The organism is Kitasatospora paranensis, assembly GCF_039544005.1.
Classification (GTDB): Bacteria; Actinomycetota; Actinomycetes; order Streptomycetales; family Streptomycetaceae; genus Kitasatospora; species Kitasatospora paranensis.
This window is the reverse complement of sequence record NZ_BAABKV010000001.1, coordinates 4,356,352-4,370,895: the sequence shown is the minus strand read 5'-3', so window position 1 is coordinate 4,370,895 and position 14,544 is coordinate 4,356,352. Positions and strand designations below refer to the sequence as shown.

At 75.4% G+C, this 14,544-nt stretch carries 11 protein-coding genes and 1 pseudogene; 9 read left to right on the top strand and 3 right to left on the bottom strand.

Annotated elements, in window-relative coordinates; genetic code table 11:
* Positions 1–111: 111 nt before the first annotated feature.
* The 3 genes from ABEB13_RS21060 (at position 112) to ABEB13_RS21050 (ending at position 3,383) form a co-directional block, all read left to right on the top strand.
* Positions 112–1,431: a protein kinase domain-containing protein gene (locus ABEB13_RS21060; RefSeq protein ID WP_425559899.1), complete on the top strand. Its 1,320-nt coding sequence runs from the start codon at positions 112–114 to the stop codon at positions 1,429–1,431.
* Entirely contained in the window at positions 1,407–1,568 is a 162-nt protein-coding gene (locus tag ABEB13_RS21055; protein ID WP_345706739.1) for a hypothetical protein, read from the top strand. Before ABEB13_RS21060 ends, ABEB13_RS21055 begins: the two co-directional genes overlap by 25 nt.
* Before the next feature lie 111 nt (positions 1,569–1,679).
* Entirely contained in the window at positions 1,680–3,383 is a 1,704-nt protein-coding gene (locus ABEB13_RS21050; protein ID WP_380232953.1) for a protein kinase domain-containing protein, read from the top strand.
* Positions 3,384–3,401: 18 nt separating this feature from the next.
* On the opposite strand, the gene ABEB13_RS21045 is transcribed toward ABEB13_RS21050, so the two are convergent.
* A complete protein-coding gene (locus tag ABEB13_RS21045) occupies positions 3,402–4,580 on the bottom strand; it encodes a phosphotransferase enzyme family protein (protein ID WP_345709758.1) in 1,179 nt (392 codons plus the stop codon).
* Positions 4,581–4,639: 59 nt separating this feature from the next.
* On the bottom strand, positions 4,640–5,299 hold the full coding sequence (locus ABEB13_RS21040) for a response regulator (RefSeq protein WP_345706738.1): 660 nt from the start codon (positions 5,297–5,299) through the stop codon (positions 4,640–4,642).
* Between the two features lie 379 nt (positions 5,300–5,678).
* On the opposite strand from ABEB13_RS21040, the gene pdhA reads away from it, so the two are divergent.
* The 3 genes and pseudogenes from pdhA (at position 5,679) to ABEB13_RS40655 (ending at position 9,226) form a co-directional block, all read left to right on the top strand.
* On the top strand, positions 5,679–6,830 hold the full coding sequence (pdhA, locus tag ABEB13_RS21035; protein ID WP_380232955.1) for a pyruvate dehydrogenase (acetyl-transferring) E1 component subunit alpha: 1,152 nt from the start codon (positions 5,679–5,681) through the stop codon (positions 6,828–6,830).
* A complete protein-coding gene (locus ABEB13_RS21030) occupies positions 6,830–7,804 on the top strand; it encodes an alpha-ketoacid dehydrogenase subunit beta (RefSeq protein WP_380232957.1) in 975 nt (324 codons plus the stop codon). Before pdhA ends, ABEB13_RS21030 begins: the two co-directional genes overlap by 1 nt.
* Positions 7,805–7,815: 11 nt before the next feature.
* Positions 7,816–9,226: pseudogene (locus tag ABEB13_RS40655) on the top strand (dihydrolipoamide acetyltransferase family protein).
* A gap of 69 nt (positions 9,227–9,295) precedes the next feature.
* Here ABEB13_RS40655 and ABEB13_RS21015 read toward each other — a convergent pair.
* A complete protein-coding gene (locus ABEB13_RS21015) occupies positions 9,296–10,126 on the bottom strand; it encodes a hypothetical protein (protein ID WP_345706736.1) in 831 nt (276 codons plus the stop codon).
* A gap of 263 nt (positions 10,127–10,389) precedes the next feature.
* On the opposite strand from ABEB13_RS21015, the gene ABEB13_RS21010 reads away from it, so the two are divergent.
* The 3 genes from ABEB13_RS21010 to ABEB13_RS21000 all read left to right on the top strand — a co-directional run bounded on the left by ABEB13_RS21010 (position 10,390) and on the right by ABEB13_RS21000 (position 14,496).
* Entirely contained in the window at positions 10,390–11,616 is a 1,227-nt protein-coding gene (locus ABEB13_RS21010) for a benzoate/H(+) symporter BenE family transporter (RefSeq protein ID WP_345706735.1), read from the top strand.
* Between the two features lie 490 nt (positions 11,617–12,106).
* A complete protein-coding gene (locus ABEB13_RS21005) occupies positions 12,107–13,777 on the top strand; it encodes a peptidoglycan-binding protein (RefSeq protein WP_345706734.1) in 1,671 nt (556 codons plus the stop codon).
* A complete protein-coding gene (locus ABEB13_RS21000) occupies positions 13,774–14,496 on the top strand; it encodes an ABC transporter ATP-binding protein (RefSeq protein WP_345706733.1) in 723 nt (240 codons plus the stop codon). Before ABEB13_RS21005 ends, ABEB13_RS21000 begins: the two co-directional genes overlap by 4 nt.
* Positions 14,497–14,544: the final 48 nt, after the last annotated feature.

Here is a 14,544-nt window from a genome sequence, read left to right as displayed (position 1 = left end):
CGATACCCTGGCCCCTGTCGTCGGTCCCGGCCGCCGGCAGGGGTCGCTGGGCCCGCGCCGCCGGCCGAGCGATCCCGGACGACGGCGGACGAGAGCTGGAAGCAGGGGGACATGAGCGAGGACGGCACCACGGTCGAGGGCCACGCCCTGGGCAACGGTCGGTACGTGCTGCAGCGCCTGCTCGGGCAGGGCGGCATGGCATCCGTGCACCTGGCGCACGACACCGTGCTGGACCGTCAGGTCGCGGTGAAGACGCTGCACACCGACCTCGGCCGGGAGGCCTCGTTCAAGGAGCGGTTCCGCCGGGAGGCGCAGGCCGTCGCCCGGCTCCAGCACATCAACATCGTGCAGGTCTACGACAGCGGCGAGGACGTCGCAGCGGACGGCACGACGACGCCGTACATCGTCATGGAGTACGTCGAGGGCAAGGGCCTCGGCACGATGCTGCGGGAGGCGGTCGCCCAGCACGGTGCGATGCCGACCGCGCAGGCCCTGAAGATCACCGCGGACGTGCTGTCCGCGCTGGAGATCTCGCACGACGCGGGCCTGGTCCACCGGGACATCAAGCCCGGCAACGTCATGGTGAACACCAAGGGCGTCGTCAAGGTGATGGACTTCGGCATCGCCCGGGCGCTGCAGTCCGGCGTGACGTCGATGACCCAGACCGGCATGGTGGTCGGCACCCCGCAGTACCTGTCGCCCGAGCAGGCGCTCGGCAAGAGCGTGGACGCCCGGTCCGACCTGTACTCGGTGGGCTGCATGCTCTTCGAGCTGCTCACCGGCGGCCTGCCGTTCGAGGGCGACTCCGCCTTCTCCATCGCGTACAAGCACGTGCAGGAGGCGCCGCCGGCGCCGTCCACGATCAACCGGGCGGTCACGCCCGCGGTGGACGCCCTGGTGGAGCGCGCCCTGCGCAAGGACCCGGCGCACCGCTTCCCGACCGCGGCCGCGATGCGCGACGAGGCCGAGCGGGTCAACGCCGGTGCCCAGGCGGGCGGGGTGCCGCTCCAGGCGTCCACTCCGCTGATCATCGGCGAGGGCCCCCGGTCGGTGCACGCCGCGCCGTCGCTGACCAACTTCCCGCCCGTCTCCGGCGACATCCGCACGCCGGCCCCGCAGGTGCAGCAGCCGTACCAGCCGCAGGCGAGCACCCCGCCGCCGTACCCGCAGGTGCAGACGCCGCCGCCGTACGCCCAGCCGCAGACCCCGCAGCCGTTCCCGCAGGCGCCGCAGACCCCCAGCCGTTCCCGCAGACCCCGCAGCCGTTCCCGCAGCCACAGCCCTACGGGACGCCGCAGCCCTTCCCGCAGCAGGTGCACCCCACCGGCCCGATGCCGGCGCAGCCCGGGCCGTTCGCGCCCAAGCCGCCGTCCTCGAACGCCAGCGGCTGCTCCACGGCGCTGGTCGTGGTCGGCGTCATCTTCGGCGTGATCGTGCTCGCCGTCATCATCGTGCTGATCGCGGCGGCCAAGGGCCAGCAGAAGAGCAACGACCAGTACTCCGGCGCTCCGGCGCCCGCCTCGATCGCCTCGGTTCTCCCCGCTGTTCCGGGGTACCAGCTGGACTGAGCGACGGCCCGGCCCCGGGGTTCCCCGGTGACCGGGCCGAAGCGGTAGCGTTTCACCGGACGTAACCGACAGGGCGACTGCGCGCCGAGCGAGGGCCCGGGGCGAGGAGCGATGGCAGACACCGATCGGTCGGGCGAGGACGCGGACGGACAGGTGCCGGCCGGGTCGCCGGCCGGCGACGAGGACGGGCCGGAGTCCACCGCGGAGACCGAGCTGCTGCCCGGGCCGCCCGTCCTGCACACGCCCGGCCGCGGTACGGCGGCGCTCCTCGGCACGGTCGGCGAGGGCCGGTACCGGATCACCGGCCGGCTCGGCCGGGGCGGCATGGCCGAGGTCTTCGCCGCGCAGGACGTCCGGCTCGGGCGGACGGTGGCCGTCAAGCTGCTCCGCGCGGACCTGGCCGAGGACGACATCGCCCGGATGCGGTTCACCCGTGAGGCGCACGCCGTCGCGGGGCTGAACCATCACTCGATCGTGGCGGTGTACGACACCGGCGAGGAGCTGGTGGGCGGCGAGTCCACGCCGTACATCGTGATGGAGCTGGTCGAGGGCCGCACCGTCCGCGAGCTGCTGGTGGACGAGGAGGCGCCGCCGGTCGACCAGGCGCTGATCATCATCGCCGGCGTGCTGGAGGCGCTCGCCTACAGCCACCGCAACGGGATCGTGCACCGGGACATCAAGCCCGCCAACGTGATCATCACGACCGGTGGCGCGGTCAAGGTGATGGACTTCGGCATCGCCCGGGCGCTCACCGGCGCGGCCACCACGATGACCCAGACCGGCATGGTGATGGGCACCCCGCAGTACCTGTCGCCGGAGCAGGCGCTCGGCCGGACGGTCGACCACCGCTCGGACCTGTACGCCGCAGGCTGCATGCTCTACGAACTGCTGGCGCTGCGACCGCCGTTCACCGGTGAGACGCCGCTCTCGGTGGTCTACCAGCACGTCCAGGACATGCCGGTGCCGCCGTCCCGGGCCAATGCGCGGGTGCCGGTCGAGCTGGACGACCTGGTGATCCGCTCGCTCGCGAAGAACCCCGACGACCGGTACCAGACCGCGGACGAGTTCCGCGCCCATGTGCAGCACGCCCTGCGGCAGATGCACGGTGCCGCCGGTGCCGGCTACGCGGCCGGCGCCGCCGCGGCGGCCGCGGCCGCCGCCAGTCTGGCCGCCGCCGGGCAGGGCCCGGGCACCGGCGGCAGGCCCCCGTACGAAGGGCCGCCGAGCGGTGGCACGGCGCCCACCGAGCCGCTCGGGTCGGCCGCCGCGGACAGCGCCGACCCGACGACCGCGCTGCCGTACCAGGTGACGTCGCCGTACCGGACGCCCGCGCAGCCCTACCCGGCGGTGGCCGGGCAGGGGTACGGCGGCGGCCACGGACCGGACGACGGGGACGACGACGACCGGGGCCGCGGCCCGTGGGGCTGGGTGCTGGGCGTGCTCGCCGTCCTGGTGGCCGCCGGGGTCGGCATCGGGCTGGCGCTCAGTACGGCCGGGGGCGGCCATCACCCGAACCCGAACCTGACGCAGACCTCCGCCCCGACCGACACCGGGCAGCCCACCAGCCAGGCGACCACGCCGTCGGCGACCCACTCGACCGGCAGCGTCCGGCCGAGCGAGACCTCCTCCGGCGAGGCCTCGCCGAGCGGTAGCCCGTCGGGGTCGGCGTCGCCGTCGGCCTCGCCGACGACGTCGCCGACGACGTCCCCGTCGCCGACGGCGCCCTCGTCGCCGACGGCGTCGCCGCCCGACACCACGCCGGCCTCGCCGACCGCGCCGACATCGGCGGCGGCGACCGCCGCGCCGCCGACCTGACGGGCGGCGGCCGCCCGGTCAGTTGGCGAAGGCGTCCAGGACCTGCTCGTACTCCTGGCACCACCAGCCGAGCTGGCCGGCGGCGGCCGGCAGCAGCGGGTCCGCGCGGTGGTCGCCGCGCTGGTAGTGCCACTGGAGCATCCACAGATCGTTGAGCCGCTCCCACCAGACCCGGTGGACGGCGGCGGCCATCTCGGCGGCGCCGGCCGCGCCCCCGTCCCGGTAGGCCCGGGCGTAGGCGCGGACCCGGCTCAGGTCGAGGACGCCGGTGACCCGGTCGTGGAAGACCAGGGTGGCGGCGCGGACGGCCTCCTCGGCGGTCGGGTGCAGCCCGAGCTTGTCCCAGTCGAGGACGGCGGACACCCGGTCGCCCCGGTACAGCAGGTTGAGGCCGTGGAAGTCGCCGTGCGTCCAGCCGGTGGGCGGCGCGGCGGCCGGTGCGGGCCTGCGGTGGCCGTGGGCGGCGAGCAGGGCGAGCCGCTCCGTGAGGTGCTGCTCGGCGCGCCGGTCGAAGGCGCCGTACGGCCGGCGCCGGCCGGCCCGGGACAGCAGGTCGGCGACCAGGGCGGCGGTCTCCTCCGGGTCCGCGGCGAGCCGTCCGGCGGGCTGCCGGACGGGGGCGCAGACCTCGGTGAGCGCGCCGTGCAGCCGGCCGAGCAGCGCGCCGAGCTCGGCACACCGCTGCTGGTCCAGGTCGGTGCCGTGGCGGTGCCGGCCGTCCACCCAGGGGTAGAGCGCGAACAGCCGGCCCCCGTGTTCGACGACCGTGCGGCCGCCGCGGTCCGGCAGCGGCGGGGCGACCGGCAGGCCGCGGGCGTGCAGCGCGGTGGTCGCCCGGTGCTGGGCCTCGACCACCGCGGCGGCGGCGGTGGCCTGGTCGACGTAGCACTTGAGGAAGTAGCGGCCGGCCGTGGTGGTGACCCGGTAGCCGCGGTTGAGCAGGCCCTCCGCGACCGGGCGGACGGTCACCGTCGGCGCCGTGCGGTAGGAGCCCAGAACGGCGGCGAGCGTGCCCGGGGCGATCGGCGGGCTGAGGGTGCCGATCGGCGGCGCGGCCGGATCGGGGCGGGCGGGGGCCGCGGCGTGGCCCGGGACGGGTGCCCGGAGCGCGGTGCGGGGGACGGGAGGGGCGGCGTGGCCGAGGAGGGTGAGTGGGCCCTCCCCGCGCGGGACGGGCGGGGAGGCCGGTGCGTGCATCACGGGGCCGAGCGTAATGCCGGACCGAAAGCCTCCTTGACAGATCGTCAGATATATGCCTACTGCTGATGGTCGGCCTGATGCCGTGCCACGTACGCGGCGGCCTGCGTCCGGCGGGCCATGCCCATCTTCGCGAGCAGGCTGGAGACGTAGTTCTTCACCGTCTTCTCGGCGAGATGCAGCTCCGCCCCGATCTGCCGGTTGGTCATGCCCTCGCCGATCAGGTCGAGGATCCGCCGCTCCTGCTTCGTCAACTGGGCGAGCCGCTCGTCCTCCTTCTCGCCGCCCTCGCGCAGCCGCTCCAGGACCCGGCTGGTGGCGACCGGATCGAGCAGCGACCGCCCGGCCGCCACGTCGCGCACGGCGGAGACCAGATCCGTCCCCCGGATCGCCTTCAGGACGTAGCCGGAGGCCCCGGCCATGATCGAGTCGAACAGCGCCTCGTCGTCGGAGAACGAGGTCAGCATCAGGCAGCGGACCTCCGGGTTCCGGGAGCGGACCTCGCGGCAGACCTCCACGCCGTTGCCGTCCGGCAGTCGGACGTCGAGCACCGCCACGTCCGGCAGGACGGCCGGGATCCGGGCGAGCGCCTCGGCCGCGGTGCCGGCCTCGCCGACCACCTCGATGTCCGCCTCGGTGGCGAGCAGGTCGTGCACGCCGCGCCGCACGATCTCGTGGTCGTCCAGGAGAAAGACCCTGATATGTCCGTTTCCAGTCATGGTCGAATCCTTCCACGCCGCAGCGGCGAAATCCCGACATGCGGACACGCCTCCGGGGCCGGTGCCCAGGCCCGGCCGCAGAATCGATGCCGGTTACCCCCTTACGCGGAGAGCTCTGCCCGGATACCGTGCGCTGGTGTCCTGACGGCCACCGCAGGGAGACCCGCACCACACCGGCGGATCTCGCACGCAAACTAGTAGGACCTCCTAGCGCAAGGGCGCCGAGAGGCGCCGCTGGGTAACGTTCTCGTGAGGGACGCCGTCGGAAAAGGATCACCACCTGCCGTGCAGCCGGTGCGCACACCCAGCGCGCCTTGCCCGGCGGTGACCGGACCGGTCACCGGCGACCCCGGGCGGCCGGACAGACCGAGGAGTGAACGTGACCGTCAAAAGCACGGCGAGGGCGCGCAAGAAGGCCGCCCCCGGCGTCCCTGACAACCTCCGCGCGGGCTCCGGCAGCGCGCCGGAGCTCGTCCAGCTGCTCACGCCGGAAGGCGACCGGGTCGAGCACCCGGACTTCCCGCTGACAGCCACCCCGGAGGAGCTCCGCGGCCTCTACCGCGATCTGGTGCTGGTACGCCGGTTCGACGCCGAGGCAACCTCCCTGCAGCGCCAGGGCGAGCTGGGCCTGTGGGCCTCGCTGCTCGGCCAGGAGGCCGCCCAGGTCGGCTCGGGCCGCGCGATGCGCCCCGGCGACTACGCCTTCCCGACCTACCGCGAGCACGGCGTGGCCTGGTGCCGCGACGTGGACCCGCTGAACCTGCTCGGCATGTTCCGCGGCGTGAACCACGGCGGCTGGGACCCGAACGAGAAGAACTTCCACCTCTACACCATCGTGATCGGTGCGCAGGCCCTGCACGCCACCGGTTACGCGATGGGCATCACCAAGGACGGCGCGGACGACGCGGTGATCGCCTACTTCGGCGACGGCGCCTCCAGCCAGGGCGACGTCAACGAGGCCTTCACCTTCGCCTCGGTCTACAACTCGCCCGTGGTGTTCTTCTGCCAGAACAACCAGTGGGCGATCTCCGAGCCCACCACCACCCAGACCCGCATCCCGCTCTACCGGCGCGCCTCCGGCTTCGGCTTCCCCGGCGTGCGGGTGGACGGCAACGACGTGCTGGCCTGCCTCGCGGTGACCCGCTGGGCGCTGGACCACGCCCGCAGCGGCAACGGTCCCGTCCTCATCGAGGCGTTCACCTACCGGATGGGCGCCCACACCACCTCCGACGACCCGACCCGCTACCGGCTCACCGAGGAGACCGAGGCCTGGAAGGCCAAGGACCCGATCCTGCGCCTCAAGGCCCACCTGGACAAGGAGGGCCTGGCCGACGAGGCGTTCTTCGCCGAGGTCGAGGCCGCGAGCGAGGCGCTGGGCCTGCGGGTCCGCGAGGGCGTCCGCTCCATGCCGGACCCGGACCCGACCCTGATCTTCGACCACGTGTACGCCGAACCGCACGCGCAGGTCGCCGAGGACCGTGCCGAGTACATCGCGTACGCGGCCTCCTTCGAGGGTGGGGAGCACCACTGATGGCAGGTCAGCTCAGCATCGCCAAGGCGCTCAACGAAGCCCTGCGCAAGTCGCTGGAGAGCGACCCGAAGACCGTCCTGATGGGCGAGGACATCGGCAAGCTCGGCGGCGTCTTCAGAATCACCGACGGCCTGCAGAAGGACTTCGGCGAGGGCCGGGTCATCGACACCCCGCTTGCCGAGTCCGGCATCATGGGCACCGCGATCGGCCTCGCGCTGCGCGGCTACCGCCCGGTGGTGGAGATCCAGTTCGACGGCTTCGTCTACCCGGCCTTCGACCAGATCGTCTCCCAGCTCGCCAAGATGCACGCCCGCTCGCTGGGCCACGTCAAGATGCCGGTCACCGTGCGCATCCCGTACGCGGGCGGCATCGGCGCGGTCGAGCACCACAGCGAGTCGCACGAGGCGTACTTCGCGCACACGGCCGGCCTCAAGGTGGTCACCCCGTCCAACGCGCACGACGCGCACTGGATGCTCCGGCAGGCGATCGCCTCCGACGACCCGGTGATCTTCCTGGAGCCCAAGCGCCGCTACTGGGACAAGGGCGAGGTCGGCGACGCCGCCGACCTGCCGCTGCACTCCGCGCGGATCGTCCGGCCCGGCGCCGACGCCACGCTGATCGCCTACGGCCCGATGGTCAAGGTCTGCCAGGAGGCCGCCGCGGCGGCCGAGGAGGACGGCCGCAGCCTGGAGGTCGTCGACCTCCGCTCGCTGAGCCCGGTCGACTTCGCCGCCCTGGAGGAGTCGGTCAAGCGCACCGGCCGCGGCATCGTCGTCCACGAGGCCCCGGTCTTCCTCGGCATGGGTGCCGAGCTCGCCGCCCGGCTCACCGAGCGGTGCTTCTACCACCTGGAGGCGCCGATCCTGCGGGTCGGCGGCTACTACGCGCCGTACCCGCCGTCCCGCGTCGAGGAGGCCTTCCTGCCCGACCTCGACCGGGTGCTGGACGCCGTCGACCGCGCGCTCGCGTACTGAGAGGAGCAGCCATGACCACCGAAGTCCGCTCGCTCCGCGAGTTCCGCATGCCCGACGTCGGCGAGGGCCTCACCGAGGCCGAGATCCTCTCCTGGTACGTCAAGCCGGGCGACACCGTCACCGACGGCCAGATCGTCTGCGAGGTCGAGACCGCGAAGGCGGCCGTCGAGCTGCCGATCCCGTTCACCGGCGTCGTCGACCAGCTGTTCTTCCCCGCGGGTGCCACCGTCGACGTCGGTACCGCGATCATCGCGGTGGCCGTCGCCGGTGCCGCCCCCGCCGAGGCGCCCGCCCCGGCGGCGGCCCCGGCGGCAGCGCCCGCCCCGGCGGCCGAGGCCGAGGCCGTCCCGGAGCGCCGCGAGGTGCTGGTCGGGTACGGCCCGCGCACCGGCGGCACCCAGCGCCGCGCCCGCCGGACGACGGCCGCCCCGGCCGCCGCCCCGGCGCCGGTTTCACGTGAAACACCCGCTCCGGCTCCGGTGGCGCCCGTCGCCCCGGTCGTGCTGCCGGCCCAGGCGGGGAGCGGCCGCTGGCCAAGCCCCCGTCCGCAAGCTGGCCAAGGACCTCGGCGTGGACCTCCGCACGGTCGTCCCGTCCGGCCCCGACGGCGTCATCACCCGCGAGGACGTGCATGCGGCCGTCGCCCCGGCCGCCACGGTCGTCCAGGCGCCGGTGGCCGAGGTCCGGGCCCCCGCGCCGGTGGCCGTGGCCGCCGGCACCGGTGACGTCCGGATCCCGGTCAAGGGCGTGCGCAAGGCCACCGCGGCCGCCATGGTGTCCTCGGCGTTCACCGCGCCGCACGTCACCGAGTTCGTCCAGGTCGACGTGACCCGGACGATGAAGCTCGTGCGCCGCCTCAAGGAGACCGGCGAGCTCGGCCGCGACGTCCGGGTCAGCCCGCTGCTGCTGGTCGCCAAGGCGCTGCTCACCGCGGTGAAGCGGCACCCCGAGGTCAACGCCAGCTGGGACGAGGCCGCTCAGGAGATCGTCCTCAAGGGCCAGGTCAACCTCGGCATCGCGGCTGCCACGCCGCGCGGCCTGATCGTGCCCAACATCAAGGACGCCGGCGCCAAGACCCTGGCCCAGCTGGCCGTCTCGCTCGGCGAGCTGGTGGACACCGCCCGCGAGGGCCGGACCTCCCCGGCCGACATGCAGGGCGGCTCGGTCACCATCACCAACGTCGGCGTCTTCGGCGTCGACACCGGCACCCCGATCCTCAACCCCGGCGAGGCGGCGATCCTCGCCTTCGGCGCCGTCCGGGAGCTGCCCTGGGTGCACAAGGGCAAGGTCGTGCCGCGCCTGGTCACCACGCTCGCGCTCTCCTTCGACCACCGCCTGGTCGACGGCGAGCTCGGCTCCCGCGTCCTCGCCGACGTGGCCGCCGTCCTGGAGCGCCCCAAGCGGCTGATCACCTGGGGCTGACCCCCACCGCCGGACGCCGCCGGCCCCGCACTCCCGAGCGAGGGAGTGCGGGGCCGGCGGCGTCCGTGCTCAGCGGCGGTGCAGCCGCCGGACCGCGAACGCCGCTCCGCCGAGCAGCGGCAGCGCCGCCGTGGCGGCGAGCAGCGGACCGACCGGCGCGGGCCTGCCGGCCGGGGCCGGGCCCGCCTCGGGCGCACCGGCCGCAGGCCCTGCCGCCGGGGCCGCCGCTGCCGCCGCCGGGGCGTTCCCGGCGGTCGCGGCCAGTGCCGCCGTCGTCGGCTGCGCGACGGCGCCGGTGCTCCGGGCGATGGCGAGGTCCGCCGTGACCGTCCGGTCGCTCCCGGTCGAACCGGCGTAGACGTCCAGCGTCCGCAGCTCGGCCGGCGTGGTGGCGGCGAGCGTCAGCCGGAACAGGTAGCGCTGCGCGTGGCCGTCGGCCAGCGGTACGGCCAGCGACGACGTGTCGGCGACCAGGACGGGGTCGCAGGACCGGTGCAGCGCGAGCCGCTGCCACTGCCCGTGCCACATCACCTCGACACCGACGTCCGTCGGCTGCAGGTCGGCCAGGGTGCCGGGCTGCGCCGCTGGCGCGGAGGCGAACAGCGCGAACCGCGGTGCCAGCCGCTGGTACGGCGCACCGGTCAGGTTGCCCTCCTCGACGGCGATCTCCACGGCCGCGCCGCCGGCCGTGACCTGGGTGGGCACCGGTGCGACGAACTCCGTGTCCGGATCCGTGGCGTGCCGGGCCTCGGTGGGCAGCGCGGGTGCCGGGGCGTCGCCGCAGGCCGCCAGGGCGGGGGTGGCGGTGGTGAGGACGGGCAGGCCCACTCCGAGGGCGAGGGCGGCCGCCGCGGTCGCCGCGACCCTGCGCGGGGAGCGGGAGACGGTGGGTGCATGCATGGGCCGGACCCCCAGGATGTCGGTGGACGGGCAGACATCCGGCGGATCGGCCCCCGGCCGTTCCTGCCGGTTCCGTTCACGGTGCCCTCACCCGGATGGCCGCGCAACCCGGCGCGCGGAGCAGACCGCTCCGGATTTCCGCGGCCGCGCGCCGGCCGCCGCCGCGTCCCCCGGTACCCCCGCGGCCTCGGCGTTCACGGCGGGTGCGGGCTCGGACCGCCGTTGGCCCCCGGCCGTCGGGAGAGCACCGGGATACTGCTGCCATGTCCGATCATCAGACCGCGGTGCAGACCGAGACCGCCCCCGTCCCGACGGAGCACCGTCCCTCGTTGCGGCGGGACGTGTCGCTGCCCGCGCTGCTCGCGGGGCTGGTGTGCATCGCCGTCTCCTTCTCCGGCCCGCTGGTCGTGCTGCTCGCCGCGGCGGCGGCCGGGCATCTGGACGCGGCGCACACCGCCTCCTGGATCTGGGCGGTGTCGATCGGCAGCGGACTGACCTGCCTGCTGCTCAGCTGGCGGACCCGCACCCCGGTGATCACCGCCTGGTCGACGCCGGGGGCGGCCCTGCTGATCGGCAGCCTCGGCGCGTACCCCTACCGGGAGGCCGTCGGGGCCTTCCTGCTCAGCGCGGTCGCGGTCGCGGTGCTCGGGGCGACCGGCCTGTTCGGACGGCTGATCAGGGCGATCCCGGCGGGGATCGTGAACGCGATGCTGGCCGGCATCCTCTTCACCTTCGGTGCCGGGATCTTCGCCGACCTGCACAGCGCGCCCGTCCTGGTGCTCGGCAGCTTCGCGGTGTTCCTGTCGGCGAAGCGCTTCGTGCCGCGGTACGCCGTCCCGCTGGCCCTGGTGGCGGGTGCGCTGCTGGCCGCGGCCACCGTCGGGCTGCCGCTGCACATCGGCTCCGGCGGCCCGACCCGGCCGGTCCTCACCGTCCCGTCGTTCTCCTGGCAGGCCGTCGTCGGCCTGGCGCTGCCGCTCACCATCGTCGCGCTGGCCTCCCAGAACGCGCCCGGGCTCGGCATCATGCGCGCCTCCGGCTACGACCCGGACGACCGGCTGCTGGTCGGCGCGACCGGCGGCCTGTCGGTGCTGCTCGCGCCGTTCGGCTCGCCCGGGGTGAACCTGGCGGCGATCACCGCCGCGATCTGCACCAGCGAGGAGAGCCATCCCGACCCGCGCCGGCGGTACGTGGCCGGCATGTCCGCGGGCCTGCTGTACCTGGTGGTCGGCAGTTTCGGCGGGGTGCTGGTCAGTCTGTTCACCGGGCTGCCGCACGTGCTGATCGCGGTGATCGCCGGGGTGGCGCTGCTGGCATCCTTCCAGGGCAGCCTGGCCGGCGCGGTCGCCGACGAACGCGGCCGGGACGGCGCCGTGGTGACCTTCCTGGCCACCGCCTCCGGGATGACCCTGTTCGGCATCGGCGCGCCGTTCTGGGGGCTGCTCCTGGGCGTGGCCACCCACACCGTGCTGACCCGCCGCCGCCACTGACCCGCACCGCGCCGACCCGCCCCTGCACCCGATCGGGTCCCGCGCCCGACCGAGACCCCGCCGGTGCCGCCGCCCGGTCGCGGCCCGCCCGAACTGCCGGTGAACCGCCTGGTGCGCCGGGCCGGGCCGCGGCAGGATGGCGGACCGGTCCGGCCCGGACCGGGGCGCCCGGTGCGACCCGTGACGGGGACGGGGATTTCCGGGCGCCGTTCCGCGGAATCCGGGGGAGGCGTGCCGGAATGTCGCCGCCGCTCATTCCGCGGCGTGTCCGGGATTGCTCCGAACGGAGCAGCCGGGGCCGGTGCGGCCGTATTCGGGCGTCGGCCACGGCCGCGTCGGCCCCCTGCCGGCGGGGTGCCGGTCGGTAGGCTGAGGCGGCTCGCTCGGGGGCGCGGCGGGGAATGCGGAATTCCCTCCTCTGCTGCGCGGAATTCGACAGACGAGCGCGCGCGGCCTTCCGCTGCGCTCGTCCCGACCGGCTGGGGGCTGGGTGTTGGGCGACCTTGTGCGGGGGCCGGGGCCGGAATTCGGCCCGGCGGAGAGCGGCGGCCCCGACGGGCCCGGCGGTGAGAGGCCCGACAGCGAACGGGCCGACGGCGTCGGCGCGGCCGGGGAGGCCACCGGCCCGTACGGCGGGGACCAGGGGACCGCGGACGACGTGGACGGCCCGGCCGCCGCCGCACCGGCCCGCTCGCGGATGGCGCGCCGCCGCAGGGCGCTGCTGGCCGTCGCGGCCGCCTCCGCACTGGTCGCCTGCGGCGGGCTGGGGGCGGCGACGATGATCAAGTCGCCGGCCGAGCGCGCGGCCGGTACCGCGCCACCGCACGACACCCTGCTCACCGCACCGGCCGCACTCCGCGTGCTGACCCGCTCCACCGTGACCCGGGGCCTGGTCTACCCGCCGACCCGGTACGACGTGACCCCGGCCGCCGCCTCCGCGGACATCACCCGGCTCTACGTCTCCCGGCTGTCGGTGGCCGCCGGCGACCCGGTGGCCAACGGGCAGCAGCTGGCCGAGGTCTCCGGCCAGCCGCTGTTCGTGCTGGCCGGGGCCGTGCCCGCGTACCGCGACATCAGGCCCGGCACCAGCGGCCCGGACGTCACCCAGCTGCAGACCGCGCTCGCCGCGCTCGGCCACGACCGCGGCTCCGACGCCGAGGGCACCTACGGGCCGGGCACCGCGCGCGCCGTCACCGCGTTCTACCGCGCGCTCGGCTACCCCGCCCCGACCGCAGGTCCGACCGCCCAGCAGGCCGTCGACGCGGCCCAGCAGGCCGTGGACGCGGACCTGCAGGCCGTGGACGCGCTCCAAGCCCGGGCCGCCGCGCCCGCCGCGGCCTCTCCCACCGCCACCGCCACCGCCGGCGCCGACGGGGCGGGGACGACGGTGGACGGGGCCGGCACAGCCGGGCAGCTCGACGATGCCCGCCGGAAGCTCGCCGACGACCGGCAGGCCCTGGCCAGGGCCCAGGAGGCGAACGGCCCGGTGGTGCCCGTCGGGGAGCTGGTGTTCCTGCCCGTCCTGCCCGCCGCCGTCACCGCCGTGAACGCCTCCGTCGGCGCCCCCGTTCCGGGCCCGCTGCTCTCGCTCACCAGCGGCGCACTGGCCGTCACCGGGCAGCTGACGCCGGCGCAGGCGACCGGGATCACGCCGGGCATGGCGGTCGAGATCCTCTCCGAGGCCACCGGCGGGACGGCCAAGGGCGTCGTCCACGAGGTGGGCTCCCCGACGACGGTGCCGCCGGCGGGGCAGGTGATCGCGATCGGGGGCGGCGCCGGCAGCCCGGCCCCGGCGGGCGGTGCCGGGAACCCGGACGGCGGCGCGCCCGGCTCGGGCCCGGCGGCGGGCGGTGCGCAGCCGGGGCCCGCGTACCTGCCGCTGCGGATCGACCCGGCCGAGCCGCTGCCGGCCGGCTTCAGCGGGCAGAACGTGCGGATCACGGTGGAGCGGGAGGCGACCGCCGCGCCGGTGCTCAGCGTGCCGGTCGCCGCGGTCTACACCGAGGCGTCCGGCCGGACGGCGGTCACCCGGGTCGACGGCGCCGGCCGGCGGATCACCGTCCCGGTCACCACGGGGGTGGACGCCGACGGCTTCGTCGCGGTGACCCCGGTCGACGCGGCGAAGCTTCAGCCGGGCGACCAGGTGGTGGTCGGCCGGTGAGCGAACTGATCCGGCTGGAGGGCCTCGGGCGGAGCTTCGCCGGACCGCCGCCCGTCACCGCCCTGCACCCGACCGACCTGGCCGTGCGGCGCGGCGAGTACGTGGCCGTCACCGGCCCGTCCGGCTCGGGCAAGTCGACCCTGCTGCACCTGCTCGGGCTGCTCGACACCCCGACCTGCGGCAGCTACACCCTGGACGGCATCGACACCGGCCGGCTCTCCGACCGCGACCGGTCCACCCTGCGGGGGCGCCGGATCGGCTTCGTCTTCCAGTCCTTCCACCTGCTGCCGCACCGCACCGCCGAGGAGAACGTGCTGCTCGCCCAGGTCTACAACCGCACCCCGCGCGAACTCCGCGGCCCGGCCGCCCGCGAGGCGCTGCAGCGGGTCGGGCTGGGCCACCGGACGGACGCGCTCCCCACCACGCTGTCCGGCGGCGAGCAGCAGCGGGTGGCGATCGCCCGCGCCCTGGTGAACCGCCCCGGCCTGCTGCTGTGCGACGAGCCGACCGGCAACCTCGACTCCGCCAACGCGTCCGCCGTCCTGGGGCAGTTCGAGCGGCTGCACGCGGACGGCTTCACGCTGGTGGTGATCACCCACGACCCGGCGGTGGCCGCCCGGGCCGGCCGGGTGGTGCGGATCTCCGACGGCCGGATCTCCGGCGGCCGGACTTCCGACGGCCGGACTTCCGACGGCCGGCCGGACACGGGGCCGCTCTGATGGGCCGGGCGCCGATCGCCGGTCCGGCCTCCCGCCTGGGCCTGCGCG

Excerpts from the sequence above, each read along its gene's own strand:
- ABEB13_RS21030 (WP_380232957.1), top strand. The coding sequence starts at position 6,830 with ATGGCAGGTCAGCTCAGCATCGCCAAGGCGCTCAACGAAGCCCTGCGC.
- ABEB13_RS21060 (WP_425559899.1), top strand. The coding sequence starts at position 112 with ATGAGCGAGGACGGCACCACGGTCGAGGGCCACGCCCTGGGCAACGGT.
- ABEB13_RS21010 (WP_345706735.1), top strand. The coding sequence starts at position 10,390 with ATGTCCGATCATCAGACCGCGGTGCAGACCGAGACCGCCCCCGTCCCG.
- ABEB13_RS21050 (WP_380232953.1), top strand. The coding sequence starts at position 1,680 with ATGGCAGACACCGATCGGTCGGGCGAGGACGCGGACGGACAGGTGCCG.
- ABEB13_RS21045 (WP_345709758.1), bottom strand. The coding sequence starts at position 4,580 with ATGCACGCACCGGCCTCCCCGCCCGTCCCGCGCGGGGAGGGCCCACTC.
- ABEB13_RS21040 (WP_345706738.1), bottom strand. The coding sequence starts at position 5,299 with ATGACTGGAAACGGACATATCAGGGTCTTTCTCCTGGACGACCACGAG.
- ABEB13_RS21015 (WP_345706736.1), bottom strand. The coding sequence starts at position 10,126 with ATGCATGCACCCACCGTCTCCCGCTCCCCGCGCAGGGTCGCGGCGACC.